General features: G+C 59.3%; 15 protein-coding genes. 11 read left to right on the top strand and 4 right to left on the bottom strand.

Annotation, left to right across the window (positions count from 1 at the left end; all coding sequences use genetic code 11):
- The first annotated feature begins 1 nt into the window (after nt 1).
- Genes IHQ43_RS23405 through IHQ43_RS23390 form a run of 4 tightly spaced genes read left to right on the top strand, consistent with a single transcriptional unit; the run spans nt 2 to nt 3,798 of the window.
- Nucleotides 2–1,216, top strand: a complete 1,215-nt coding sequence (locus tag IHQ43_RS23405; RefSeq protein WP_192562280.1) for a hypothetical protein — start codon at nt 2–4, stop codon at nt 1,214–1,216.
- A gap of 45 nt (nt 1,217–1,261) precedes the next feature.
- A complete protein-coding gene (locus IHQ43_RS23400) occupies nt 1,262–2,005 on the top strand; it encodes a molecular chaperone (RefSeq protein WP_192562279.1) in 744 nt (247 codons plus the stop codon).
- A 34-nt stretch (nt 2,006–2,039) separates the two neighbouring features.
- Nucleotides 2,040–2,540 (top strand): CS1 type fimbrial major subunit, encoded by a 501-nt coding sequence (locus tag IHQ43_RS23395; protein ID WP_192562278.1) that lies wholly within the window; start codon nt 2,040–2,042, stop codon nt 2,538–2,540.
- 43 nt (nt 2,541–2,583) lie between these two features.
- Entirely contained in the window at nt 2,584–3,798 is a 1,215-nt protein-coding gene (locus IHQ43_RS23390) for a hypothetical protein (RefSeq protein ID WP_192562277.1), read from the top strand.
- A 60-nt stretch (nt 3,799–3,858) separates the two neighbouring features.
- On the opposite strand, the gene IHQ43_RS23385 is transcribed toward IHQ43_RS23390, so the two are convergent.
- Together IHQ43_RS23385 and IHQ43_RS23380 are read right to left on the bottom strand one after the other, a co-directional pair.
- Complete coding sequence (locus IHQ43_RS23385) at nt 3,859–8,910, bottom strand: NEL-type E3 ubiquitin ligase domain-containing protein (RefSeq protein ID WP_192562276.1); 5,052 nt, start codon at nt 8,908–8,910, stop codon at nt 3,859–3,861.
- Nucleotides 8,911–9,061: 151 nt separating this feature from the next.
- A complete protein-coding gene (locus IHQ43_RS23380) occupies nt 9,062–12,205 on the bottom strand; it encodes a transglycosylase domain-containing protein (RefSeq protein ID WP_192562275.1) in 3,144 nt (1,047 codons plus the stop codon).
- Nucleotides 12,206–12,639: 434 nt separating this feature from the next.
- Between IHQ43_RS23380 and IHQ43_RS23375 the strand changes: the two genes are divergently transcribed.
- From IHQ43_RS23375 to IHQ43_RS23360, 4 genes are all read left to right on the top strand, one after another.
- On the top strand, nt 12,640–14,061 hold the full coding sequence (locus IHQ43_RS23375) for an amino acid permease (RefSeq protein ID WP_192562274.1): 1,422 nt from the start codon (nt 12,640–12,642) through the stop codon (nt 14,059–14,061).
- Between the two features lie 172 nt (nt 14,062–14,233).
- On the top strand, nt 14,234–15,739 hold the full coding sequence (locus IHQ43_RS23370; protein ID WP_192562273.1) for a glucosyltransferase domain-containing protein: 1,506 nt from the start codon (nt 14,234–14,236) through the stop codon (nt 15,737–15,739).
- A 108-nt stretch (nt 15,740–15,847) separates the two neighbouring features.
- Nucleotides 15,848–16,222: a GtrA family protein gene (locus IHQ43_RS23365; protein WP_192562272.1), complete on the top strand. Its 375-nt coding sequence runs from the start codon at nt 15,848–15,850 to the stop codon at nt 16,220–16,222.
- Nucleotides 16,219–17,838, top strand: a complete 1,620-nt coding sequence (locus IHQ43_RS23360; RefSeq protein ID WP_192562271.1) for a glycosyltransferase family 39 protein — start codon at nt 16,219–16,221, stop codon at nt 17,836–17,838. The genes IHQ43_RS23365 and IHQ43_RS23360 overlap by 4 nt, the downstream gene beginning before the upstream one ends.
- On the opposite strand, the gene IHQ43_RS23355 is transcribed toward IHQ43_RS23360, so the two are convergent.
- Entirely contained in the window at nt 17,795–19,414 is a 1,620-nt protein-coding gene (locus IHQ43_RS23355; protein ID WP_192562270.1) for an FMN-binding glutamate synthase family protein, read from the bottom strand. The genes IHQ43_RS23360 and IHQ43_RS23355 overlap by 44 nt on opposite strands.
- Before the next feature lie 170 nt (nt 19,415–19,584).
- Entirely contained in the window at nt 19,585–20,385 is an 801-nt protein-coding gene (locus IHQ43_RS23350) for a helix-turn-helix transcriptional regulator (RefSeq protein WP_192562269.1), read from the bottom strand.
- Nucleotides 20,386–20,510: 125 nt separating this feature from the next.
- Here IHQ43_RS23350 and IHQ43_RS23345 point away from each other — a divergent pair, with 125 nt between their 5' ends.
- From IHQ43_RS23345 to IHQ43_RS23335, 3 genes are all read left to right on the top strand, one after another.
- On the top strand, nt 20,511–21,326 hold the full coding sequence (locus tag IHQ43_RS23345) for a carbon-nitrogen hydrolase family protein (protein ID WP_192562268.1): 816 nt from the start codon (nt 20,511–20,513) through the stop codon (nt 21,324–21,326).
- A 445-nt stretch (nt 21,327–21,771) separates the two neighbouring features.
- Nucleotides 21,772–23,097, top strand: a complete 1,326-nt coding sequence (locus IHQ43_RS23340) for an APC family permease (RefSeq protein ID WP_192562267.1) — start codon at nt 21,772–21,774, stop codon at nt 23,095–23,097.
- Nucleotides 23,098–23,250: 153 nt separating this feature from the next.
- Nucleotides 23,251–25,407, top strand: coding sequence for a hypothetical protein (locus IHQ43_RS23335; protein ID WP_192562266.1), 2,157 nt, complete (start codon nt 23,251–23,253; stop codon nt 25,405–25,407).
- The last annotated feature ends 37 nt before the right edge of the window (nt 25,408–25,444 follow it).

Raw genomic sequence — 25,444 nt, 5'->3', positions numbered from 1 at the left:
GATGAAAAGGTCTACGTGGTGGCTGGGGTTGTCCATGAGCCTTGGCGTTTCTTCGGCGCAGGCGGCCAGCCAGGAAATACGCGCGTTGTTCCAGCCTGATCCCGCGCACCCGAACAAGAACGAGTTCGTCAATCAGACGCCCGACAGCGGGTACTGCGCGACTTATCCGGATCAGTGCGCCGATCACAAAATGTTCAGCATCCAGATTCCCGTTCGTTTCAACTCGAACCGGGCCCTGCGGGCAGGGGATGCCATCGCGCCCAAGGCCCCTTCGAACTGGCGTCGCCTGACGGTCACCAACAGAGACACGCAGGAAACGGAAACCGTTGAGGTACGGATCATCGGAATCGGATCGGATTTCACACTCAGTGATACGGCCGCCAATCTGGTGGGGGTGACGGACACGCTCGAAGGCCATCAGAAACTCTGGACCACCAGCAGTTGGGTGTATGCACCGTCTCCTTGCCAGTACAGCGGTGTGGGTGCCTATACACCCCGGACCTACCGTTTTTTCTGGAAGACGCCGGTCGAAGCGCCCTGCGCCAAGAATGCCGCGTATGCCATCCCGGCGATCACGTTCAACACGCTGGACTTTACCTACGAGTTGCGAACGCCCAATCCATTGGGCATGTCGTCCGGGCTGTATACCGGTTCGCTGGCGTACAGCCTCGGATCGGGCGGCGATTTCGACCTCGGGCCGTTGATGAGCCCGGACGATGGCAGTGTGAGCCTCGACTTCGTCCTGGACGTGCAACACACCCTGAAAGTCGACCTGCCACCGGGTGGCAACAAGGTGACCCTGGAGCCCGCCGGTGGCTGGCAGAACTGGCTCGACAATGGTCGCAAACCGACCCGGTTCTACCGCGACCAGCCGTATTACCTGTCGGCCTCCTCACGCTTCAAGGTGACGATGCAGTGCGACTCACTGGGCGGTAGCGAGTGCCGCATGGGCAGTCCGACCGGCCGAAGCACCCGGGTCGAAACAAGACTCACAGTGCCGCCGGGCATTGTCGGGCCCGGTGGCGTCGATGGCTGGAGTGGCACGTTGGGCACCAATCTCTGGATCGGCCCGTTCCAGCCTACTCACTATGTGGATCGCAAGCCCGGCAACCTGCGGTTCGAGATTCCCCGGATGTACATCGACGACCTCCTGAAACCCGGCGTCAACGACACGCTTACCGGCCATATCACCATTATCTGGGACTCGGAAGTCTGACGATCCGGGCCGACCCCTTTCCATTTGTTCAAAAGGTTGAAGACGATGAAGCGCCTTTTTCTGCTTTCACTGCTCGGTCTGCTCGGCGGGCCTGCACTGGCCGGGCCACAGATCAATGTCGGCACGGTGTACGACTACCTGGACGGCGACAAGAGCACCTACCTCAAACGCGTGTTCAACAGCGGCGACAGCACGGCCTTCGTCAAGGTCAACGTGCTGGAGATCGTGTACGACGCCGATGGCAAACCGCAGGAAATTCCGCTGGAGAGTGTGGCCGGCGGTGCCTCTCGCGATGGCGTGATGGCCAGCCCGGCACGTTTGATCGTGCCGGCCGAGGGCATGCAGGGAACGCGGCTGCTGTACATGGGCGAGCGATCGCGTGAGCGCTACTTCCGTGTGCGTTTCGTACCGGTGGTGCCGGAAAAGGAAGACGCGTTCGTAGTGGGGGAGCAGGAGCGCGAGGACTACGCCAGGAGCCTGTCGGCGGGGGTCAACCTGATGACGGGGTTCGGCACCATCCTGTTTGTTCGCCCCAAGGACACTCGCTTCCAGACTGCCGTCGAAGAAACCGGCCGCCGTTACGAACTGCGTAACAACGGTAACTCCGTGATCATTGTCGACGAGTTCAAAAGCTGTTCGCTGAGCAACGACACCGATTGCGGGGCGGTCACCAAGCACCACGTGCTGGCCGGCAAGTCCTTTGCCTTCGACAAGGAGAAGGGTCGTGAATACCGCTTCTTTCTGATTGAGGGTGACAGCAAGAAAAACCTCAAGGTTGTGAGCCGTTGATCCCGTCCTCCAATGACGCAGCAGGTAACAAGACATGATCAAGCAATGCGCTCGCCTGGCGCTGATGGCAGCTGGCGGTCTGATGAGTGCTCTGGCCGGGGCCGCCCGGGAAGAACACATTTTCGAAGTGTCGCTGACGATTCCGAGTCGGCCGTTCTACGTCGTCCCCGCCGAGCCGGACTGGGTGCATCGCACGCAGCAACTGTTCTGGGATTACCCCTCATCGACCTTGAGCAGCCTGCGCAAGGATTTCGACGTGCGGCATGACACCAGTGCCATCGAGGCGCGTCTGGACAGCCCCGCCTACCTGTCGAACGGCCGGTCGGGTGAAGAGATCTGGCTGAAGGTCAGTTTCAATGGCGTGGTACTGGGGCCCGAGGTGCCGCCGCGAGAAGTGGTGTCGAAGGAAGACGCTGCAATCGGTAAACGGGTCCTGCTGGAAATCGAACCGGTGAAGCCCGCCGGCGGGTATCGACCGGGAGACTACAGCGGCAATGTGATGCTGCTGTTCAACGCCAGGGCGCCGGGCGCATGAAAGCCAACCGCTCCCCACTATCAGCAGCAGGCGATTTGCAACGATGAAAAGCTTTACAAACTGGATGGGTGTGCTGGCAGCCCTGAGCCTGTCGGCGACGCAGGCCGCGAATCAGGAAATCAGGGCGGTATTCCAGCCCGATCCTGCCAAGCCTGGCAAAAACATGTTTATCAATGTGACCCCGAACAGCGGCTATTGCGCGGATTATCCGGCGCAGTGTGCGGACAACAACATGTTCAGTATCCGGGCTCCGCTGATTTTCCAGTCGGTGCGTTCGTTGTTGCCTGGGGACGGTGTTTCGATACGCATGCCTTCCAACTGGCGCCCGTTGGTGGTGACCAACAGGGACACGCAGGAGACAGCGATCGTTGAAGTGCGCATGACGGGTGTCGGCTCCGAGTACCGCCTGAGCGACACGGCCAGCAGCCTGGTGGGTGTGACGAACCCGATCGAGGCACATGGCCTGCTGTGGGGCAGCAGTTGGGTGTATGCCCCACCTCCCTGTCAGTACGCGGGTATGGGGTTGGCCAACTCTTACACATTCCGGTTTTTCTGGAAGGCGCCGATCGAGGCGACTTGTACCAAGGTGACCGCTTACCGGATTCCGTCGATGGCGTTTTCCACGCTCGATTTCGCTTACGAATTGCGCACCCCCAATCCACTGACGATGTCGACCGGGCAATACACCGGCTCGATTCCTTACATCCTCGGCTCGGGTGGGCATATCGATTTCGGCGCGCTGATGAGGCCACTCGACAACAATCTGACCCTGGACTTCGTTCTGGACGTACAGCACACGCTCAAGGTCGACCTGCCACCCGGCGGGAACAAGGTTGCCCTGGAGCCCGAGGGCGGCTGGCAGCGCTGGATCGCCAGCGGTACACCACCTGCGCGGATTTATCGTGATCAGGCGTTCAACATCTCCGCGTCCGCAGCGTTCAAGGTCATGATGCAGTGCGATTCGACCCAGCCCTCTGGTCCCGATTGCCGGTTGAACGGACAGTCGAATTCGACCTGGGTGTACACGAAGCTCAGTCTGCCCGGCGGCATCACGGGGCCTGACGGGGCGCCGGTCAAGGATGTTCCGTTGATGAACAACGCATGGGTCGGCCCGTTCCAGCCAGGCCATTATGTGGATCGCAAATCAGGCAACCTGAGGTTCGAAATGCCTCCGGACGCCATCGCTTATGTGCTGCGCCCCGGTGTCAATGACACGCTCAGGGGCAACATCACGGTGATCTGGGATTCGGAAGCGTAGAGACGGGAACTGCGCCCGGCAGGCAACCGCAGTCTTTGCCTTTCGGGCGCAGGGAGGGTGTCAGATTCCAGCCCGGGCCATGGCTTCGCGGGTCAATTGCCTGCTGAGTTCTTTCTCCTGATAGCCGATGTCCCGTTGCAGGGTTTCATACCTCTCCTGGCTCATTTCCTCGCCCTCCAGAACATCCTCCATCGGGACGGAAAGTTTCTCGGCAAGTTTCACCAGCCGCTTGAGCAGGTCTGTCGGTTCCTGCCCCTGGCGCTGAGCCTCCTGCCATTCTTTCGTCAGCGACAGCAATTCCAGTTTGTCCTGATAGAGATCGGTGTTTCGGGCGAGCTCGCTCGGGTAGTGCTTGCGCAGGTATCGCTCCCAGAAGGACTGCTCGAGCATCTGGTTGACCAGTCCGTCGCCGGCCTCGGCATCGATGATGGTCGTGTAAGCCTCGTTGACGGCATCATCCGAAACGCCGGCAATCGTGTGGTAGTCCATGGCCTCGGATTGCCAAGGCAGTTCCAGACGCTTGGTCAGCCCTGTTTCATAGGCCATGTGCACCTCGACTTCCTCGGGAACGCTGCCACGAGCCCTGACATCGGCCCGGGCAATCTCGCCCACTCGCGCAAGTCTCGCCGAGCCTTTGGCCAGCGTCACCAGTTTGCGTTCGACTTCGGCGGCACTGATGGAATAGTCCCGGGCTTCTGACGCCAGCACTTCCACACCCATGTTGTTGAAGATCTGCGCGCCGGCATCTTCACAGTTGCCGGGTTCGGTGGACATGAGGAACAGTTTTTCCCGTAGCGGGGTGTCGATGTCGATGGCGTTGACCATGCGCCAGACACGATCGGTCAACTGCGCTCTGGCACGGCCTCCCTGTCGGTAGTCGGCCGAACGGGTAAGTGTTTCCAGCACGGTGAAGAACCCGTCGGAATCCGGTTCGTCCACCAGGTCGTGCCAGGCTTCCGGCCGATAGGCACCGGTACCGGGAGACTCGCTATACAGCGACGAATCGTCGGGTGGTGTCCACTTGGTCATCAGATCTGCGGCTGGCTGCTGATACCGAACTCTGGACTTCATCCCCACGGATTCGCGGTACAGCCCGTATGACTTGCGAACCTCCGGTGTCAGCTTTGCCCGGTCGACCCGGGTGCGGGCGATGAGAAAGGCTTTGTCCGATCCCGGTGCAACGTCGGGAATCGAGCGCAGCCGGTTTCTTTGCAGATCGAGGAAAAAACCCTTCGGCCTGGGCTGGCTGAACAGCCCCAGTGGCCATGCAGTGAGATCCGTATTGGCCAGGTTCAACACCTTGAGTCTAGGCATGCGGTGAATGGGTGGCGGGTCGCCCAGCGGGTTGTTGTCCAGCCTCAGGGTTTCCAGGCGGTCGAGGTTTTGCAGTTGCTCGATGGCGGACGGTGTCAGCTCGATCATGTTGTCGCTCAGGCGCAGGGTTCTGAGCTGACGCTGTTGGCCAAGACTTTCGGGCAGCGTTCTCAAACCGCAGTTCCTGGCGCTGAGCTGTTGCAGATTGGGGAAGTCCTTGAGCAGGCCGCGAGGTCCGGGCGAGAACTGCTGGAGGTCCAGATTCACCGTGGTGACCTGCTCCAGAAAAGGTTTGAGATCTTCCGGCATCTGTTTCCACCAGCGCTCAAGGTTGCGAGGCATCATCTCGGTGGACAGGTCCAGGGTATAACCCCCTTCCAGGCTGGCACTGCGCTCGCCGAATGCCTCGGACTTTCTATCGAAACACTCCATCAGACGCTCTGCGATGAACTTGCCGCCCTTTTGCTCGAAATCCCAATAGGCGTCCGGCAGTCGGCCGCCGTCATCCGGGTCGTAGTCACGCAGGTAGCTTTTGCGCCAATCCTCCAGTTTTCGTTTAAGGGCTTTGCGTTCCTGTTTCAGGCGCTCGATTTCCTGATGGGGGTCGCCTTTGGCGTGCAAAGAGCGGGTAAATGCGGCTACCTCACTCTGATCGAAGTGCGGATACATCTCCCGTACTTTGGTTTCGACGGTTTTTTCCGCGAAGGGCCAGAGGATTTTTGACAATCCCGGGCCTCGTACCAGCAGCTCGGTTTGCCGAGGCGGGAGGGCTCGCAGGGGAGGGCGTGCGAGCAGTGTCCGGCGCTCTGCAGGCTGCTCGGTTCTGGCCATGACCCATTGTCTGAACATGTCTCCCTGGTCAGTGCGATAGCCCAACGCAGCGCGTTTGTTCTCGGGCAGGGCCAGCAGGACTGCCTCGTAGAAGTCATCGGCGTCGTGCAACTTCCTGTTGGCTCCATCAACCACTTCATAGCGGCCACGTTCATCCCTGATCAACGTCCGCACGGTACCGGCCTCCTTGGGGCCGGTGCTGGAGCGCAGAGGGCCGTCAGGGGTTCCGTCCCGCACATCGATACGCAAACCACCAAAGGTGTCGGAGTGAATCTTCAGGGTATTGAGGACGAGTCGTTCGGTATCCGGCACCATCAGCGCCGGTTCGTGCAGGCCTTCAACGGCGCGCGCCGCCCGGAACTCGAAGGCACTTTCGCGGGCCATGTTTTTCAGTCGCAGCGGTATGCGCTGTTGTTCGGACATCACACGCTGTTCGCCGTCGGTTGCCTGTTCCAGCAACGGGCGAGCCACCGAGGACGGCAGTTCCGGAACGGCACTTTGCAGCAGTTGCACCTGTGGGTTTTCGGAGCGCTCCTTGTGTCGGTACTCGTAATCGAAAATTTCGGGCGTTCGTGTCTCCACGGCTTGCGCCAGTACTTCGCGCAAAGCCTGGACTTGCTCGTTGCGGGGATACTGCCTGCCCAGCAGGGCGGTCATGTCCGGCTCACTCAGGAACCCCGCCAGACGCTCCGGCAGGTTGCTACTCAGCACGTCCTCAAGACTGATGTTAAGCGTTTTTTCGGGCGCGGCACCTGCATTGCCGTGCTGGTGAAATGCTCCCGTCAGATCCGCCTTTTCATACACCCTCAAGCCCTTGTCGGCGGGCCAGCCCTGCAGGCCAGGAGCAATGCTTTCGAACCAGTACGCATCGGGAGGCAGTGCCTGCCCTGTGCGCACCAGCTGGCTCATGGCGCGGGTTCGATCCCAGGTCTTGAAGCGGGTGAGGGTCGCTGCCAGCAACGGAGGCGGGGCGGCGTTCTCGACGTGCATGCGGCGCAGGGAATCTTCCGGGGTAGCGCTGATGCTGCGCAGCTTTTCCAGTTCGGAGAGGGTATAGCCCTCGACGGAGTGCCCCAGACGCTGCATCAATCTCGGTCCTTCCCAGTCTTGCGGCTTTTCACCTTCCAGGACCCAGGCGCCCTGGCCGTTGTGCCGCAGCTCGGGTGAGTAGGCCTGCTCACGTTCGGGATGGCGGATGCGGTGCACGTCGCTTTGCGGGTCGCGCTGCACTTCGTAGTATTTGCCCTCGATGGGGAGCACGATCCTGCCCGAGAGACGATGCAGGCCAAGCGCATCGGGTTTTGACGTCTGTGGCAAAGCCAGGGCAGGTTGCTCATAGGGAGTGAGATCCGGGTGCCAGAGACGAGTCTTGCCATCACTTGACTGCACCGGTTTCATGCCTTCGACGAGGGGCGACAGTTTGAGCTGGAACGTATTGCCGATTTTCGCGCCGGCGGCAAATGCCGCCAGTTGCAGGAGATCGGTGACCACACCCATGACATGCCCGCCGGCTTCGGCAAAGTGCCCTTCAATAAGGTCCCACGCGCCTTCTATCGCCTCGTTGACGATCTGATACGCGGTGTAGGCCAGCATGAGTTCGCCCAGGAACGGCACGAATGGCGTCAGCACCAGCAACGCCACATTGAAAATGTCAGAAGCGATTTTCTTGAAGTTCTCCCACCAGGCCCAGCGTGCACGGCTGTCCGCGTCGGCCGTCGACACCGCGATGACGCGGGCGTCATTGAGGATCTTGTTGAGCTGCTGCTGGTAGAGATAAGTCCACAGAGGCTGGGTGATCGGGGGCGCGCTGAATTGCAGCTGAGGTTTGTCCACGGGTGTTTCCCGCCAGGACGGGCGTGGATCGCCCCGTTCCTTTGGATACCATTTGACGTAAATGAGCCGCTGTTGAAGGTCGGCGAAGAAGTGGCCGCGCTGCTCGTGATCGACGAACTGGCTGAAGAACTGGCGATACGTCATGCCACTGGACGGCGCGACGTTGTTGTCTCTCAACTGGCGGCTCAATTCCTTCATGAAATCCAGGGTCGACGGGTACTCCTTGAGCGGGTGCTCTGGATCGTGAGGCACGTAGGCGATCATTTTCCGGGAGTGCTGTTTCTGCTCGGGGTCCGGCCGGATGATCAGGATGCCGGTGAGGTTCAGGTCCATCATGCCCAGCTCACACACCCGCATGGTTTGCTCGCCGAGCTTCAATTGCTGCCGACCCTCGAGCAGTTCACGGATGAGCCCGTGGGCCTGTCGGCTCAGGTCTTTTTTTGCCAGCGCGATGTGCGCCGCCGCCTTGAGCGCCGCTTGCTGGCTACGCTGGACTTGCAATTCCAGATAGGCCTGGGCAACCGGCTCCTTATTGAGCAAGTACTCTTCGAGGTGGGCCCGGTATTGCGCGCCGATGTCCAGATCCCGACACAGTGCCTGAAACTGGCTGACGCTGATGATCTTGTCGATCGGTGAAATATCGAACAGCTCACGTACAGGATCGGTCTTGATAATGAAGGCAGAGTCTTTTTCAAATACTTCGTCGTAGGAGAAGTTGTGCAATGCCGCATCCAGTAATGACACGGTTCTTGCCGAATGTCCTTCCGCGATCTGAATGGCCCACCAGTTACTTTTTTTAGGTATGTACAACCGGAGAAAAGTGTTCTTCACATCGACATTGATGTTGAACTTTTCAAGCAACTTTTTTTTGAGTAACGGTTCGGCGAATGCATAACTGTCCTGCAGCCGCGCCAGTATCTTGTCAACTTTGTTCTGCGCACTCCAGGCCTTCTTGTTGGCATTGCCCATTCGTTCGACTTGACTGGCCGGCGCCTCGTCCATCCACGGTTCGCTGCGTAGAGGGGCTTGCCTCAGTGCGTGGCCTCGATGCAATTGCATATCGAGAAAGACGGAGTCGATGTGCGACTTAATCAAGTCGTAATGTTGCCCTTTGTTTTCAGTTATTGCAGTCATCGCTAAAGCCTTGAATCAGTCAGGAGTTTCAAGGCTAACGTTCAGGGCCGGGAATGATTAGTTTAAAAGCTTGTTGCCGGCATGCCGTTTTTTATGGCCGGTCGATTGAATATTGGAATGTATAAAACACATAAGTAACACCATGGGTACTTCAATTCGGATCAGGTGACTGTGTATTCAAGGACGCCACCGCTGGTGCTTCAGGTGCCAGACATTGCGAGTCGCTTCCCGGTTGCAGGTACGGCATCAGGATCGGCGCCATGCCCTTGAGCACCTGCACCGGCAGGGCCGAAGTGAACTTGAAGTTCTCGGCCGAACGCCCCGGAACGAACGCCGTGAGCGTGCCGAAATGGTGATCGCCGATGTAGAACACGAAGGTGGCCGTGCGGTTGATCGACTTGGAGCTCAGTATCCGTCCGCCAGAGCCGATGGCTTCGATGCGGTTGTCGCCGGTGCCGGTTTTTCCGCCCATGGTCAGGGGTGTTCCATCGGTCAGTTTGAAACTGCCGGAAACACGTTTGGCCGTTCCCGAGTCCACCACTTGCGACAGTGCTTCACGCATCGCGGTGGCGACTTCGGAAGGCATCACCCGTTTTCCGACGTGAGGGTCATTGACCAGTTTCGTTTCGTAGGGCGTCCCGGCGGCAAAGTGCAGGCTGTCGATGCGCAGGGTCGGCATGCGCACGCCGTCGTTGAGGATGGTGCCGATCAGCTCGGCCAGCGCAGCGGGGCGGTCGCCGGAGCTGCCGATGGCAGTGGCCAGCGACGGCACCAGGTGGTCGAACGGATAGCCGACTTTCTGCCAGCGTTGATGGATGTCGAGGAACGCCTCGATCTCCAGCATGGTGCGAATACGACTGTCGCGGGCGCCCTTGTGCTTGCTCTTGAACAGCCAGCTGTAGACTTCCTGACGCTCGAACTGGCTGGCCTTGACGATGTCCTTGAAGGTCGCGTCGGGGTGGTTGAGCAGGTAACCGATCATCCACAGGTCCAGCGGATGGACCTTGGCGATGAAGCCTTGATCCGGCAGGTCGTAGGTGCCGGGACCGTAGGCCAGATAGAGTCTTTCCAGACGTTCGTCAGTGAGTTTCTCGGTGAGCTTGGCGCCTTTCAAGTGTGAGCGCACGAAGCTGTTGAAGTCTTCCTGGCTGGCATTGGGCAGCAGGTAACGGTGCACGGCAGCCATGCGGATCGGCGTCGGGCGCATGCTGTCGAGGAAGGTGTCGAGCCGGGCCTGGGTGTCCTTGTTCCGGTACTTCTTCCAGAACTTGAGCAGAAACGAGGTGCCTTCACGGTCGGCGAACGACGCGAGGTATTCCTGACGTCGCGGGTCGCGGTCGTCCTTGAGCAATTCGGCGCTGTTGTTGGGACCTGAGTAGGTGGTGTAGCGCACCAGATCGCGCATCAGGCGAATGAACGGCAGGTTGATCGACTCGCGCAGGGCATCGCGCAGGGTCGGCATGCGCCCGTTGTCCTCTTTGCGAAAGTTGTGGAAAACGTGCAGGCCGCCGCCGGTGAAAAAGGCTTCGCCGGGGCTGGCGGAATATTTGCGGTCGAGAGCTGCACCGAGCATTTTCGAGAGGTCGCGATCCTTGTTCTGGATCAGGTAATCGATCACCCACTGGCTCAGGCGATCCTGATCCGGCACCTCGACTTTCTTCAGCTCGGGCACGGTCATGGCGGCGTATTTGTCGTGCAGCTCCGAGATGATTTGCAGGTAGGTGGTCAGCACCCGCATCTTGGCGGTGGAGCCCAGTTCCAGTTTGCTGCCTTCGTTGATGTCGAACGGCTGGTCGGTGCTGTCGGTCTGCACTCGCACGCGCGAACCGTCCGGAGTCAGCTCAAAGAGGGTGAAGCTGTAGCGCACCTGGGTGGTGCTGGTGGGCGTCAGCAGGCGTTCGCCCATCAGGCCGACTTCGGTCGCATAGGCCGGGTCGGCGAGCTTTTTCAGGTAGGCGGTGGCCTGGGTTTGCAGCTCGCCTTGCAGGGTGCTGGTGGCGGACAGGTCTAGACGGTCGAGGTCGTACAGCGGACGGTTGAGCATCGATGCCAGCCGGCTGCGGGCGACGCTGATGCCCTTGTTGGTTTCGATCGGTTGAATCGTCGGCTGGGTCTGCCAGTCGCGGTAGCTGATGGTGCTGGCCAGTGCCGCATCGGCCAGGGCGGCGTCGATCACGCCGTTCTGTTTGAGCAGGCGCAAGTGGCTGTTGGTCAGTTCGACCAGTTCTTCGCGGCCCTTGGTCAGGTAATGCGAAGGGCGGCGCTGGGCGATCATCAGCGAGAGCATTTCGCGCAGGGCCAGGCCCTTGTCCGCCATGGTCTGCGGATCGGTTTCGGTACTCGCGAGTTTGCGGTTGGCCTCATTGAAATCGGCGCCGTACCAGACCCGCAGACCCTCGGCCATGCCGTGCACTTCGCCATGCCCCGGCACTGCCGACAGCGGCACGCTGTTGAGGTAGTCGCGAATGATGTTCTGCCGCGCCGGCAAGGTGTCCGGGCCGCCCTGATAGGCACGCACGCTGGCGGAGATCATCTGGCGGATCTTTTCACCACCGGACACCGTCAGGCCATCGGGCGAATGACGATATTTTTCAAGCTGCGTAGCCAGGGTACTGCCACCCGCCGACTGTCCCGGCAAGTGCAGCAGCTTGGCGATCTGCGACCACGCGGCCATGCCGAAGCGCGGCCAGTCCACCGCCGGGTTGGCCAGCGGCTGTTTGGGATCCAGCAGAAAGCGGTTTTCGATGAACAGCAGGCTGTTGACCACCACCGGCGGAATCGACTCGAAACTTGAATAAAGCTGCTGTGGATAGTTGTACTGATACAGCGGCGCGGCCCGGCAATCGGTGATCGACAGCCCGGCCTGGATCTTCTCGGAGTAGGGCACGAACAGGCCCTTGTCGGTGTAGTTGAGCAGGGCCGGGGAGAAGCGCGTCTGCTCGGTGATTACGTAATTGCGCTTGATCAGGCGCGGCAGGAATTCGTCCAGCGAGCTGTAACCCAGACGCAGATCGAACGGCCCGTTGCCCGGATAGCGGATCGCCTCGCTGGGCCCCGGTTGCAGTTCGTACTTGAGCCTGGCGGCGTACTGGCTGACCTCGCGGGACTGAAAACGCGAGGTGCGCATTTCCTTCATCGCGGCAAGGCCCACGACAATCGCAATGATCACCAACAGGAGCCAGAAAGCCTTCCACCCATGCCGGTTGCGACGGGGTTTCTCAGGTACAGGCGCTTCATCCACACGTTCAGTCGGAACCACTTTTTCACTCGAATCGGTTTGCCACAAAGCGCCCATAGTCGATTGATCCATTCACGCAGATTGATCGGACTTGTCTGAAGCTTAGTCGGTGGTTGGCGTCGGTGAAAAAATTGTGAAGGACGGCGCTCGACCGGCATCTGAACAAATCTTCAAACCCGGTCGCTGCATGACGTTGCACCATTGCTGTGCAATACTCGACGCCCATTTGTGCGGTGAATAATCCTCGAAATGCAGGATGGTTTGTCTCGTAAACCTTGTATTTGACGAGGTTTACGTCTGAATCAGATGCCTTATAGAGTGAAAAAACCTGTCGCAAGCTTTTTATACTGCACGCCCCGCTGATCCCGCAGGTAGCTTCTGCGGGACGGTCCTGCCCACGAAGCAGGGCCGGTTTTACCCAGGCGCAGGCTTATCGGCCGACGCTTGAACACTCGGTGGTCACATCCAATAACAAGACGAGGAAGTCCCCCATGCCAGTCGGCAATCACCCGCCCCATGGCGAAACCGCTCAAGGCGGCCCGCTCAAACGCGAACTCGGTGAACGGCATATCCGCCTGATGGCGCTCGGCGCCTGTATTGGTGTCGGTCTTTTTCTCGGTTCGGCCAAGGCCATCGAAATGGCCGGCCCGGCGATCATGCTCTCGTACATCATCGGCGGCCTGGCGATCCTGGTGATCATGCGCGCCCTCGGCGAAATGGCCGTGCACAACCCGGTCGCCGGCTCCTTCAGCCGTTACGCACAGGATTACCTCGGCCCGTTGGCGGGCTTTCTCACTGGCTGGAACTACTGGTTCCTGTGGCTGGTGACCTGCGTTGCGGAAATCACGGCGGTGGCGGTGTACATGGGCATCTGGTTTCCCGATGTCCCGCGCTGGATATGGGCGCTGGCGGCGCTGGTCAGCATGGGCTCGATCAACCTGATCGCGGTCAAGGCCTTCGGTGAGTTCGAGTTCTGGTTCGCCCTGATCAAGATCGTCACCATCATTGCCATGGTGCTCGGCGGCATCGGCATCATTGCCTTCGGTTTCGGCAACGACGGCGTGGCGCTGGGGATTTCCAACCTGTGGGCCCACGGCGGCTTCATGCCCAACGGCGTGACGGGCGTGTTGATGTCCCTGCAAATGGTGATGTTCGCCTACCTCGGCGTGGAGATGATCGGCTTGACTGCCGGTGAAGCAAAGAACCCGCAGAAGACCATTCCGAATGCGATCGGCTCGGTGTTCTGGCGGATCCTGCTGTTTTACGTCGGCGCGCTGTTCGTGATTCTGTCGATCTACCCGTGGAACGAAATCGGCACCCAGGGCAGCCCGTTCGTGATGACCTTCGAGCGTCTGGGCATCAAGACCGCCGCCGGCATCATCAACTTCGTGGTGATCACCGCCGCACTGTCGTCGTGCAACGGCGGCATTTTCAGCACCGGGCGCATGCTCTACAGCCTGGCGCAGAACGGCCAGGCGCCGGCCGGTTTCGCTCGCACGTCGAGCAACGGCGTACCGCGTCGCGCATTGCTGCTGTCGATCTTCGCGCTGCTGCTGGGCGTGTTGCTCAATTATCTGGTGCCGGAAAAAGTCTTTGTCTGGGTGACGTCCATCGCCACCTTCGGCGCGATCTGGACCTGGGTGATGATCCTGCTGGCCCAGCTGAAATTCCGCAAAGGCCTGAGTGCCAGCGAACGTGCCGGTCTGAAGTACAAGATGTGGCTGTTCCCGATCAGCTCGTATCTGGCGTTGGCGTTTCTGGTGCTGGTGGTCGGCCTGATGGCGTACTTCCCGGACACTCGCGTGGCGCTGTATGTGGGCCCGGTGTTCCTGGTGCTGCTGACGGTGTTGTTCTACGTGTTCAAGCTGCAACCCAAGGATTCGGCACAGAGTACGATGCATTCGGTTTCGTAAGTCGCTGCCGCTGAAAATCGAAAGCCCCGGTCGAAAGTCCGGGGCTTTTTCGTGGGTGCAAGGGGTGTAGCCGCTGGTCTGAAAGCGTCGCAAAAAACGACTTCTGATTCAGAGTCATGTTCCAACCTTTATCTACGATGTTTCCCGCGCAGCAGTGAACAGAGGCGCAGGTATGAGGATCCGCGATTTTCTCGTACGAGAACTCGGCCGCCGTCAGGTCGTGCTGTTCTTCCTGCTCGCCACGCTGCTGTACATCCTGCCGCTGATCCTCGCCGACTTCCCCTACATCGACGACAACTGGCGCACTCTCGCTGCCGGCAACGCCTGGGCGGGGCAGGGGCGGTTGTTCATGGACTGGCTGTATCAGGCGCTGACCTTCAGCGGCGCTGCGCCGAATATTTTTCCTCTGCCGCTGTTACTCGCCATGGTGGCCATGTCTTTTGCCCTGAAGCGGCTGACCTTCCACTATTTCCCCGAACCGACTCTGGCTTGCTGCCTGGTGCCGTTGCCACTCTGGTACAACCCGTTCCTGTTGCAGAACCTGTCCTATCAATACGACGGGGCCGGGATGGCCCTGAGTCTGGTGGCGGTGATTTACGCGATCACTTTTTGCGGCGCTTCACGCATTCAGCGATGGCTGGTGCCGTCGGTATTGCTGGCGCTGGCGATCGGGCTCTATCAGATCAGCCTCAATGTGTTTCTCGGGTTGTGCTGCCTGGATTTGCTGCGCAATGTTCATCGGCGAGTGCCGTGGGATGAACTCTGGCACCGGTCGGGCTGGCGGCTGGCGCAAGGGCTGCTGGCGGTATTGATCTACAGCGTCACGGCCTATCCGTTCACTGACCACGGGCGTACGCAATTGCTGAAGGCGAGCGCTGATCCGTTACTGCAGATCGGCATCAATATCGGTCGGGTGATGGAGAAAGTTGCGCTGCTGTTTCACGGCGGCTACACAGTGGTTTTTATTTCGCTGGTGCTGTGTGCCGTGTTCGGCGGTGTGCAATTGGGACGGCGGATTCGCGAGCGCAACATGTCCCGCGCCAATGGCTTGCTCCTGAGCTTCGGCTGCCTGCTGGCATTGCCGCTGATTGTGCTGCTGGTGCCGGGCATGACGCTGTTGTTTCGCGATTTCAACGAAGGCGCGCGCACCCTGATGGGGTTCGGCGTGCTGCTGATGTTGCTGTTCTATCTGGCCTGGCTGGGGTTGATGCCGCTGGATCAACGGTTGCCACTGGTGTTGGCGATTCCGCTGCTGGCCACGCTGTCGCTGTCCTTCGCTTATGGCCGGGTGCTGACGATGGAGAAAACCTTTGCCAGCAGTACGCTCTACAGTCTGAGCCACGACATTTCATCCCGTCGCGAACTGCGCGAAGCCAAACGGATTTATATCTCGGTGACGTACTCCGACCGCTGGATGGCGGGGGCGGTGGGTACGTTCAAGCAGTTGCCGGTGCTGCCATACCTGCTGAACATCGACTACTTCATGCTCGCGGAAAACCTGCCCTCGGCCGGCATTACCAATGTGGTCGCCGAACGCGAGCGACGCAACGCAACCCGTGTCGGTTTGATGGGTTATCGACCCTTGGTGGACAGCCTCTATTACCGCCTCTACCTGATCGGTGATTACGGCTTCATCGTCATGAAGGAGCCACCCCACGGCCGGTTATTGCAATGGTAACCGTTGGTCGAAAATCATCGCAGACCTGTAACTTCTGACAGTAGACCGCCCCCACACCTTGCCCTAGCGTGAAAGACCCGATCGTTGCCGCGACAGCAAGGATTCACGATGAGGATCTTCTGGAAAGGATTTCCCGCACAAACGGCTATCGGTCTTGCCGCAACGCTGGTCCACTGGCAGGTTTTTTTCGTACTGACCAGCGCGGTTCAGCTCGACCAGGCGGCCAGTAACTTTGCTGCGTTCTGCATCGCCGCCTCCTTCGCGTTTTACATGAACGCGCTCTACACGTTCGAAACCGGAACGTCGGTGCTGGCGTACCTGATGTTTATCGGCGTGATGGGGGCGTTGAGCTACGGCACAGGACTGATCGCCGATGCACGGAGTCTGCCGGGCCTGGTGACGGTGTCGGTGTTTTCGCTGTTGGACCTGTTGCTGGGGTACTGTTTTTTCCGGTTTGTGCTGTTTCGCGGGCGTCAGGCATGAAAAGCCTTGCGAGTGTTGCCGCCTCCGCCGGGTTCACTTCCTTGAGAATCGACAGACTGGCCCTTCTGGCGGCTGTATCCCTTGCCCTGATCGTGCGGTTCTACGCCATTGATGTGCCGAGTATCTGGTATGACGAGGCCTACAGTCTGTTGCTCGCTCGAGAGACTCCGACGCGCATCTGGACGCTGACAGGGCTGGATGTGCATCCCCCGCTTTATTACGTTTTGCTGCATTACTGGGTCATGGTGTGGGGCGACAGCTCATTGTCGGCCCGCGCAATGAGTGCGCTGGCGGATGTCGGAACGTTGCTGCTGTGTATCAAATTGATGAGCCTGATTACCACACGAAGGGCGACGTGGATTGCTGCGTTGCTGTTGTCGTTGCTGCCGATTTCGGTTCGCTACAGCCAGGAAGTACGGATGTATACCTTGCTAGGGTTCTGGCTGATTGGGGCAACTGTGGCTTTGGTTTGCTGGACAAAGACGCCAGAGGTAAAACGGTTTTCGCTTATTTATGTGGTGTTGATGACAGCCGCGTTTTATACCCACTATTTCGCAGGATTGTGCATATTGGTGCATTGGCTGTTTTGGTGGAAAAGCCGGAATTCCGTGAACCGGACAATCATCCCGTTCGCGAGGTGGGCAGTGGCCAACGCGATGATTGTGCTGCTCTTCTTGCCTTGGGCTCCGGCACTCGTTGATCAACTTGGCAACCTGAGCGGTCTGGGTTGGATTGAACCGGTATCGTTTCAAGGTGCACTGGGTCTGGTTTGGCAATTTACGGTTCTGGATGGTGCAGGAGGGCTGTCTTCGTGGTGGCAATTGTTGCCCCTTGCATTGACGGTTGCCTGTGTCGTAAAGATCACAGCAAGTGATTACATAGAAAAAAACTTCCGATGGTTACTAGTGAGCTATTTCTTTTTTCCTGGAATAGCCCTCTATCTGCTGGCATTGGCCGTCCCATTGTTCATTCCACGATATTTGGTATTCGCGGCAATTGGATTACCGATGATCGTAGGGGCTGCGATTGATGAATGGGCACACGATCAACGCTTATTGTCGTTGTTGTTGCTGATGCTTTTTGTGGCTGCGCAGTTGTACGGAGTGGGAGCTGTTTACCGGCAGTCAGATCAGATGAACGGAACTGATTTACGTCGTGATTTCAGGATCGAGGCGCTGGCGACCTCTATCAGTCGGGACGTTCGGCCAGACGACCAGATAGTGATTGATTATGTGCTTTGGTTCCTGCCATTCACGTACTACAGCACTAGAGATACTCAGCCGAAGTATTACGTAGGCTCGCCAATGAGCGAGTTCCTGAAAATGGCTGGGCGGGGCGGTTTTCGACTGATTTCAGAGAGCTCGAAAGATGTTTATTTTGATCGTGTGGAGTCACTCAAGTGCACCTGCCCAAGGGTCTGGTGGATATCGGTCAAGCCCTTGTCTGACTTGAAGAAGTTACTGGGAAATGACTGGACGCAAACACTCACGATCCAGGGCGGCAAAATTGCCGCCCATCTCTTTGAATTTAATGCGAGGCCTGCATCGGAAGAGGTTGAAGCCTCAATGCGGGCTAAGCAGAAATTGAGTCCCCCGGCTCAAAACTGTCCGCCCTAGCCATCTGCCACATCCGCGAATAAAACTCGCCGTTCACTTCCCCGGTGAGCAATTCCCCCGGTTTCAGGAACACATGCAGCTGCGAGAACAGTTTGATTTCAGTCGCCGACATGCGCCGCACCAGATGCTTGGCCGACAGTTGCGACGGGTGATCGAGGCCGGCGGCGGCGAGCATTTCCGCCAGGGCCTTGAGCGTATTTCGATGGAAGTTGTAGACCCGCTGGGCCTTGTCCGGCACCACCAGTGCGCGCTGGCGCAGGGTGTCCTGGGTGGCGACACCGGTCGGGCATTTGTTGGTGTGGCAGCTTTGCGACTGGATGCAGCCGATAGCAAACATGAAACCGCGCGCCGAGTTGGCCCAGTCGGCGCCGATGGCCAGGACGCTGGCGATGTCGAAGGCACTGACGATCTTGCCGCTGGCGCCGAGCTTGATCTTGTCCCGCAGGTTCAGACCGACCAGCGTGTTGTGCACGAACAGCAGGCCTTCGCGCATCGGTACGCCGATGTGGTCGGTGAACTCCACCGGTGCGGCGCCGGTGCCGCCTTCCTTGCCGTCGACCACGATGAAGTCCGGCAGGATGCCGGTTTCCAGCATGGCCTTGGCGATGCCCATGAACTCCCACGGATGGCCGAGGCAGAACTTGAAGCCCACCGGTTTGCCGCCGGACAGTTCACGCAGTTGCTGGATGAAATGCATCATCTCGATCGGCGTGGAGAACGCGCTGTGGCGCGACGGCGAGATGCAGTCTTCGCCCATCAGGATGCCGCGTGTGTCGGCGATTTCCTGGGTGACCTTGTGCTTGGGCAGAATCCCGCCGTGGCCGGGTTTGGCGCCCTGGCTCATCTTGATTTCGATCATTCGCACTTGCGGGGTCTGCGCCTGGGCGGCGAAGCGTTCCGGGTCGAAGCGGCCGTCGCTGGTGCGGCAGCCGAAGTAACCGCTGCCCAGTTCCCAGGTCAGGTCGCCGCCGTGTTCGCGGTGATAGGGGCTGATGCTGCCTTCGCCGGTGTCGTGGGCGAAGTTGCCGAGTTTCGCGCCCTGGTTCAGCGCGCGGATCGCGTTGGCGCTGAGTGAGCCAAAGCTCATGGCCGAGATGTTGAACACCGACGCCGAGTACGGCTGGGTGCACTGCGGCCCGCCGACGGTGACGCGAAAACTGCTTGGGTCGCTCAACGGCGCCGGGCGCATCGAGTGGCCGATGAATTCGAAACCGGATTGATAGACGTCGATCAGGGTGCCGAAAGGTTTGTCGGCGGTTTCGTTCTTCGCTCGCGAGTACACCAGCGAACGCTGGGCGCGGGAGAAGGGCAGGGCGTCGCTGTCGGACTCCAGCAGGTACTGGCGGATCTCCGGGCGGATGCCTTCGACCAGATAGCGGATGTTGCCCAGGATCGGATAATTGCGGCGCACCGCGTGCGGGCTCTGCATCAGGTCGAACAGACCGATCAGGCTCAATACGCCGGTAATGGCGGTGATCGGCCACAGCCAGTCGTGTTCGAGAAAGGGCAGGCTGGCGAGGGTGAAAATCACGCAGACGGCAAAGAAGGCGTAGCGGCTCAGGAGTGACAGGCTCATACGGTTTCCTTGGTTCGGACTTGGATTGTTCAGCGCCGCAGAACCCTGTGAGAGCGAGCTTGCTCCGGGCGGCGTGCCGACGATAGCGGTGGGCCAGTCAATGTATAAGTCGGTTATGACGGCCCTTTCGCGAGCAAGCTCGCTCCCACAGAAAAGCTCACAGCGCTGTATCAGGCGTTCTGCGCCTGCAGGAAGATCGAAAACAGCTCCGACTGGGACTTGATTCCCAGCTTGCTGTAGATGTGTTTCTTATGGACTTTCACGGTTTCAACAGAGATTTCCAGCTTACGGGCGATTTCTTTACTGGAGCAACCGCTGAGCATCAGGCGCCCGACGTCCAGTTCCCGGGCGGTCAATTGTGCGCCCTTGAGTTGTTGCACCGACGCTTCGAGCTGCACCCGCCAGTCCGGTTGCGCCGGCGACGGGGCGAGGGCGACGATTTCATTGATTTCGTAGGGCAGGCGCTGGCGCAACAGGCCGAGCACCCACGGCTGGATCAGCGACAGCAGGGCAATCTGCTCGCCGCTGAAGCGTTGCTGGCTGCCCAGCGACAGGCACAGCGTGCGGTCGCCCTCGAGCTGGCAATTGAACTGGATTTCGTCGGCGACCACATTCAGACGAAAGTATCGCTGGTAATACTCGGTCAGTTCGAAATGCTCCGGCGCGACCTCCGACAGGCGATACAGACCGGTGCGCGACTGCTCGCGGCAGGCGATGTAGAACGGGTCGAGCAGGTACAACCCGCGCAGATAATCCTGAAACAGCTGGTCGGGACTGCCATCCGCGCCGGGGCATTCAGCGAATACCTGCGGGTGGCGGTCGGCGCTGAACAGCAGCGCCACCCAGCTATCGAACGGCACGTACTGGTCGAGCAAACGCACCAGTTGCGCCCAGAAATTCGGCTTGTCGAGGGCGTCGATCAACTGCCCGACGGCGCGGTGCCAGGTGATGTCGTCAAACGAAAGAGTCATGCCTCTACCCCTATCGGGTTACCCCGGCCGCGTAATTCCCTGGCCGGTCGAATGCGAAGCATACTGGCCCACAGACAGCCGCCGGGCAATCTTTCGGCGCCCGGCGCCCATAACAAGGACTACCCATGAAAGTCGAACTCGCCCAACTGGCGGGCCGTGACAAAGACACGGCGTACAACCTCGAACGCGCCCTGACGGCAATTGCCGCGTGCCCGGCCGACACGCAATTGATCGTATTCCCCGAGACCCACCTGATGGGCTTCCCGACCGCTGACACCGTGGCGCAGATCGCCGAGCCGGTAGACGGCCCGACCGTCAGCGCGGTCCAGGCCGCCGCCCGTGAACGCAACCTCGCCGTGGTGATCGGCATGGCCGAGAACGACAACGGCCGCTTCTACAACACCACGCTGCTGATTACCCCCGAAGGCATCGCCCTGAAATACCGCAAGACTCATCTGTGGGCGTCGGATCGCGGTGTGTTCGAGGCTGGCGATCGATACGCGACTTGCCTGTGGAACGGCGTGCGGGTCGGTCTGCTGATCTGCTACGACATCGAGTTTCCGGAATCCGCCCGTGCCCTGGCGCAACTGGGCGCCGAATTGCTGATCGTGACCAACGGCAACATGGACCCGTACGGCCCGACCCACCGCACCGCGATCATGGCCCGGGCCCAGGAAAACCAGGCGTTTGCGCTGATGGTCAACCGTGTGGAAGCCGGGGATGACGGGTTGATGTTTGCCGGCGGCAGTGCGCTGGTGGATCCGCTGGGCACGGTGCTGTTCGAGGCCGGGCGTGAGGAGGGGCGGTTCAGTGTCGAGCTGGATTTCGGTCAGCTGGAGTTGGCGCGCAAGGACTATCGGTATCTGGATGATCAGCGGTTGAGGTTGCCGGGGGAGGTGGTTGAACACGCTTCTGGAGTACGAGAGCTGCTGATCCCTTGACCCGTTGTACCCGATCGTTCTCACGCTCTGCGTGGGAATGCAGCCCGGGACGCTCTGCGTCCCAAGAGCGGACGCGGAGCGTCCATTGAGGCATTCCCACGCGGAGCGTGGGAACGATCACAAAGATATCCGATCGTTCCCACGCTCTGCTTGGGCAGGCAGCCCGGGACGCTCTGCGTCCCAAGAGCGGACGCGGAGCGTCCATTGAGGCATTCCCACGCGGAGCGTGGGAACGATCACAAAGATATCCGATCGTTCCCACGCTCTGCTTGGGCATGCAGCCCGGGACGCTCTGCGTCCCAAGAGCGGACGCGGAGCGTCCATTGAGGCATTCCCACGCGGAGCTTGGGAACGATCAAGTCGAACAAAAAAACAGGCAACACCCGAAACATTCGCCGAACTCGGCCTCTGCCATAAATCCAATAAAATCCGGAGTAAGTCGCCCATGGCTCGTTTGCAACGCACCCTTTCGCTAGGGTCGGTGGTGCTGTTCGGCATCGCCTACATGACGCCGATCATTGTCCTCGGCACGTTCGGCATCCTCGCCCAGTCCACCGCCGGCATGGTGCCCGCCGCGTATCTGGCGGCGCTGGTAGCGATGTTCTTCACCGCCATGAGTTATGGCCGCATGGCCGCTGCGTTCCCGGTGGCCGGGTCGGCCTACAGCTACGTGCGCAAGGCGATCAGCCCGAAACTCGGTTTCATCGCCGGTTGGGCGGTGCTGCTCGATTATCTGTTTCTGCCGATGGCGATCTGGCTGATCGGCGCTGCGTATCTGGCTTCGGCGTTCCCGTCGATCCCGCAGTGGATCTGGGTGCTGGCGTTCATCGGCATCACCAGCGCGATCAACATCATCGGTCTGAAACTGGCCAACGGCATCAACGCCTTGCTGATGCTGGTGCAATTTCTGGTGCTGATCGCCTTCGTTGCGCTGTGCGTGCATTACGTCGGCGGCGATGCCAGCCAGCCGCTGTGGTCGATCAAACCGTTCTTCAACGGCGACATGCAGATGCCGCTGATCATGAGCGGCGCCGCCATCGCCTGCTACTCGTTCCTCGGTTTCGATGCGGTCAGCACCCTCACCGAAGAAACCCGCGACCCACGCCGCACCATCCCTCGGGCAATCATGCTGATCACCCTGATCGGCGGGCTGATTTTTGTCGGCGTCTCGTACTTCGTACAGATCGCCCATCCGTCATTCCAGTTCGACAGCGTCGACTCGGCGGCCTACGAAATTGCGCGCAACATTGGCGGTGATCTGTTCGTCTCGATCTTCCTGATCGGCCTGATCGTCGGTCAGTTCGCCTCGGGCCTGTCGGCACAAGCCAGCGGTTCGCGGCTGTTGTTCGCGATGGGCCGTGACGGTGTGCTGCCCAAGTCGTTCTTCGGCACCTTGCACGAGCGCTTCGGTACGCCGGTCAACAGCATCCTGCTGTGTGCGGTGGTGGCTTTGCTGGCGTTGAAACTCGACGTGACCACCTCCACCTCGTTCATCAACTTCGGCGCGTTCCTGGCGTTCAGCCTGGTCAACCTGTCGGTGATTTTTCACTACTGGATCGGTGGTGAGAAAAAAGGCCTGCGCGAACTGATCCTGTTCCTGATCTTCCCGTTCATTGGTCTGGCGGCGGATTTGTGGCTGATGGTCAGCCTCGATCACCTGGCGGTGTATCTGGGCCTGAGCTGGCTGGCGATTGGCGTGGTGTATCTGGCGGTGCTGACCGGCGGGTTCCGTCGCCAGCCGCCGGAAATGGATTTTCAGGAAACGGCTTGAAGGACGACGGGGTCATGGGGGCGGGCCGTTTATCGGCCCGCAGCACCTCTTGAATCTTTGATCTACGCTGTTTCTGAAGTACTGCCATATGGCCATGTGTGAAGTCTGGTAAGTCGTTGCGGCAGAGGGATTGACTTACTCGGAGCATTTTCCATGACTGCCAAAAACCAGGCTGGTTCGGGCGGACTTGTCGCCTCTCTCTTTCGTCGGCCTCTGCGCGTGGCGCTCTTGCTGGCTCTTTTGATCATTATCGTTTTAGTGCAGAGCTGCAGCTGGTTCGCGGCACCTATCGGGAATTACGTCGCGGAAAAAGTCTTTCCCGATCTCGATCCCCCTCCTGAGCGAGAAGCACCGCCGACCTTCAAGCAATATCTGTCGTCCCCGATCAGCCAGGCCATTCTTGGGGGGCGGGGTCGCGGATTGAACTGCTCGATTCCCGAAATTGGCAAAAGTCTTTTTGAAACACCGGAGCAGACTGCGAGTGTCAGTCTGCATTTTCGCCCTTCGTGCGTCATGCATGATTTGTGTTATCGCCATGGGTACGCCACTTACGGATATGCACAGGCAGACTGCGATCGCGCGTTGCAGACGTCAGCATTTCGTATGTGTCGCCAGATCAACAAGTCGCGCGGCAATGAGAAGCCGATTTACGACGACTGCCAGACTGAAGCGAAAAAGGTGCTGTTAGGTGTTTCTCTGGGTGGCGCAGGCTCTTTCAGGGCCTCGGGAAAATCAACGTATTTCGAATACGACCCGATGCCTGAAAAAGCAGACAACTATGTGGTTGCCCGAGCCTTTGCCATCAATCAGGCGCAAGCCGCTTCGGGTGAGCTGGGGGTTATTGCCTACCACTTTCTTCGCAACTCGGTCCGAGCAAAAATGTTGAGGGTCGATCCCGGCGACCCACGACGCTTGCTGGAAGTGCTGAGCGATCCGGTTCCCTATCCCGGGCAGTTGATCGCTACGGCGCCCACCACCGAATGGCTGGGTAACGGCCAGTCTTCAATGATTGCCGTGGCGCGTAATTCTTTCAGCGATACCCGAGTAGGGCTGGTGCAGTTTTCCCCTTTACTTGAAAGCAACAAATTTTCGCTTTCTCTCAAACCCTGCCCGCAGCCTTGGGTTGCCGCGAAGTGTTCACCCGACCTGGGCTCCTCGATCGCCAGACTGGCCAATGTTGATGGGCGACCGATGCTCGTTTCGCTGGCGCACTGGGCCGGTTTCAAAGCCTCTGATTCCTCCACTCGCGTTCATACGGTCAAACTGGTGCGCAGTGACCTTGCCAGTGATCCAACCATTGACGACTACGCGCTCAATGCTCAACACGGGATCAGGGATCGATATCGTTTTTTGCAAAACGAATTGCTTCTTGAGAAAGACGCACAGGGCCGTGATACGCATGCCTGGATTCTTGTGCGTGGAATGAAGCTGGATCCAGCGTCAGGGTTGATCGTTGATAACCCCGACGCTAAAGGATATGAAGATCGATTACTGGTGATTCGACAGCCACTGGCGGATGGGCTGTCGGGTAGTACCCAGCGGTTTGTCGTCGATGCCAAAGAGGTCGATGATCCCCTGTCCTTGATTCATTTGCAGGAGGGTAGCGGCGTGGCACTGGCCGGATTGAGTTGGTCGCGCGAGGATCTGGAGCGACTGGAAGACGCAGAGCCTGCGACACATTCGCCTTTACTGTCGCTCTGGCGTCTACCTCAAGACGTTCAGCCCTCCTTTCAGGCCGTGGTTGAGCCGGAAAGAATTCCTCTGGATCCTGCGTTGAAGAATGACTTCATCGACCGACCGCCAGTGGTTATCAACGCACCCGGTTTTGCTGCTCCGATTGTCGTATGGACGCGAATGGCGGCAGAAACGAAGTTGCCTGTAACGCAAGCGTCGTTCGATGTCGTTTTCAACTCGCTGGACTCGACGCCGGATGTGAACCACAAATCCGCATTGACTCGATTGGGGGCGATCAGTTGTACGCTGGATCTTAAACAGCAGCTGTATTCCGACAATGCCAAACCTGTCAGACAAAACGCCAATCGAGCGCAAGGTGAGCGTTCTGCAACTGCGTTGACGACTGTCACAGAGGGGCGCGGTGTAAATGAACTGTTTAGACGCTGGAAAATGAGCCAGACGATCGTTTCGAAAAAACCTTCAGGCGACTCTGCACTGGATGACCTGACGGTAACGGTCGTATTCAACGGCTATACCAGCATGTCTTTCCAGGCTGTGCTCAAGAGTACGGACGGTCGGCTCCGGTTTTCTCAAACCCTGCCGCAGGCGCAGTACCTGAGTTGCAAAGACCTTTAAACCCTGGCCTTTGCTCACAAACGGCAGGCATGTGATC

The organism is Pseudomonas gozinkensis, from assembly GCF_014863585.1.
GTDB classification, from domain to species: domain Bacteria; phylum Pseudomonadota; class Gammaproteobacteria; order Pseudomonadales; family Pseudomonadaceae; genus Aquipseudomonas; species Aquipseudomonas gozinkensis.
This window is presented reverse-complemented; position numbering and strand designations above follow the sequence as displayed.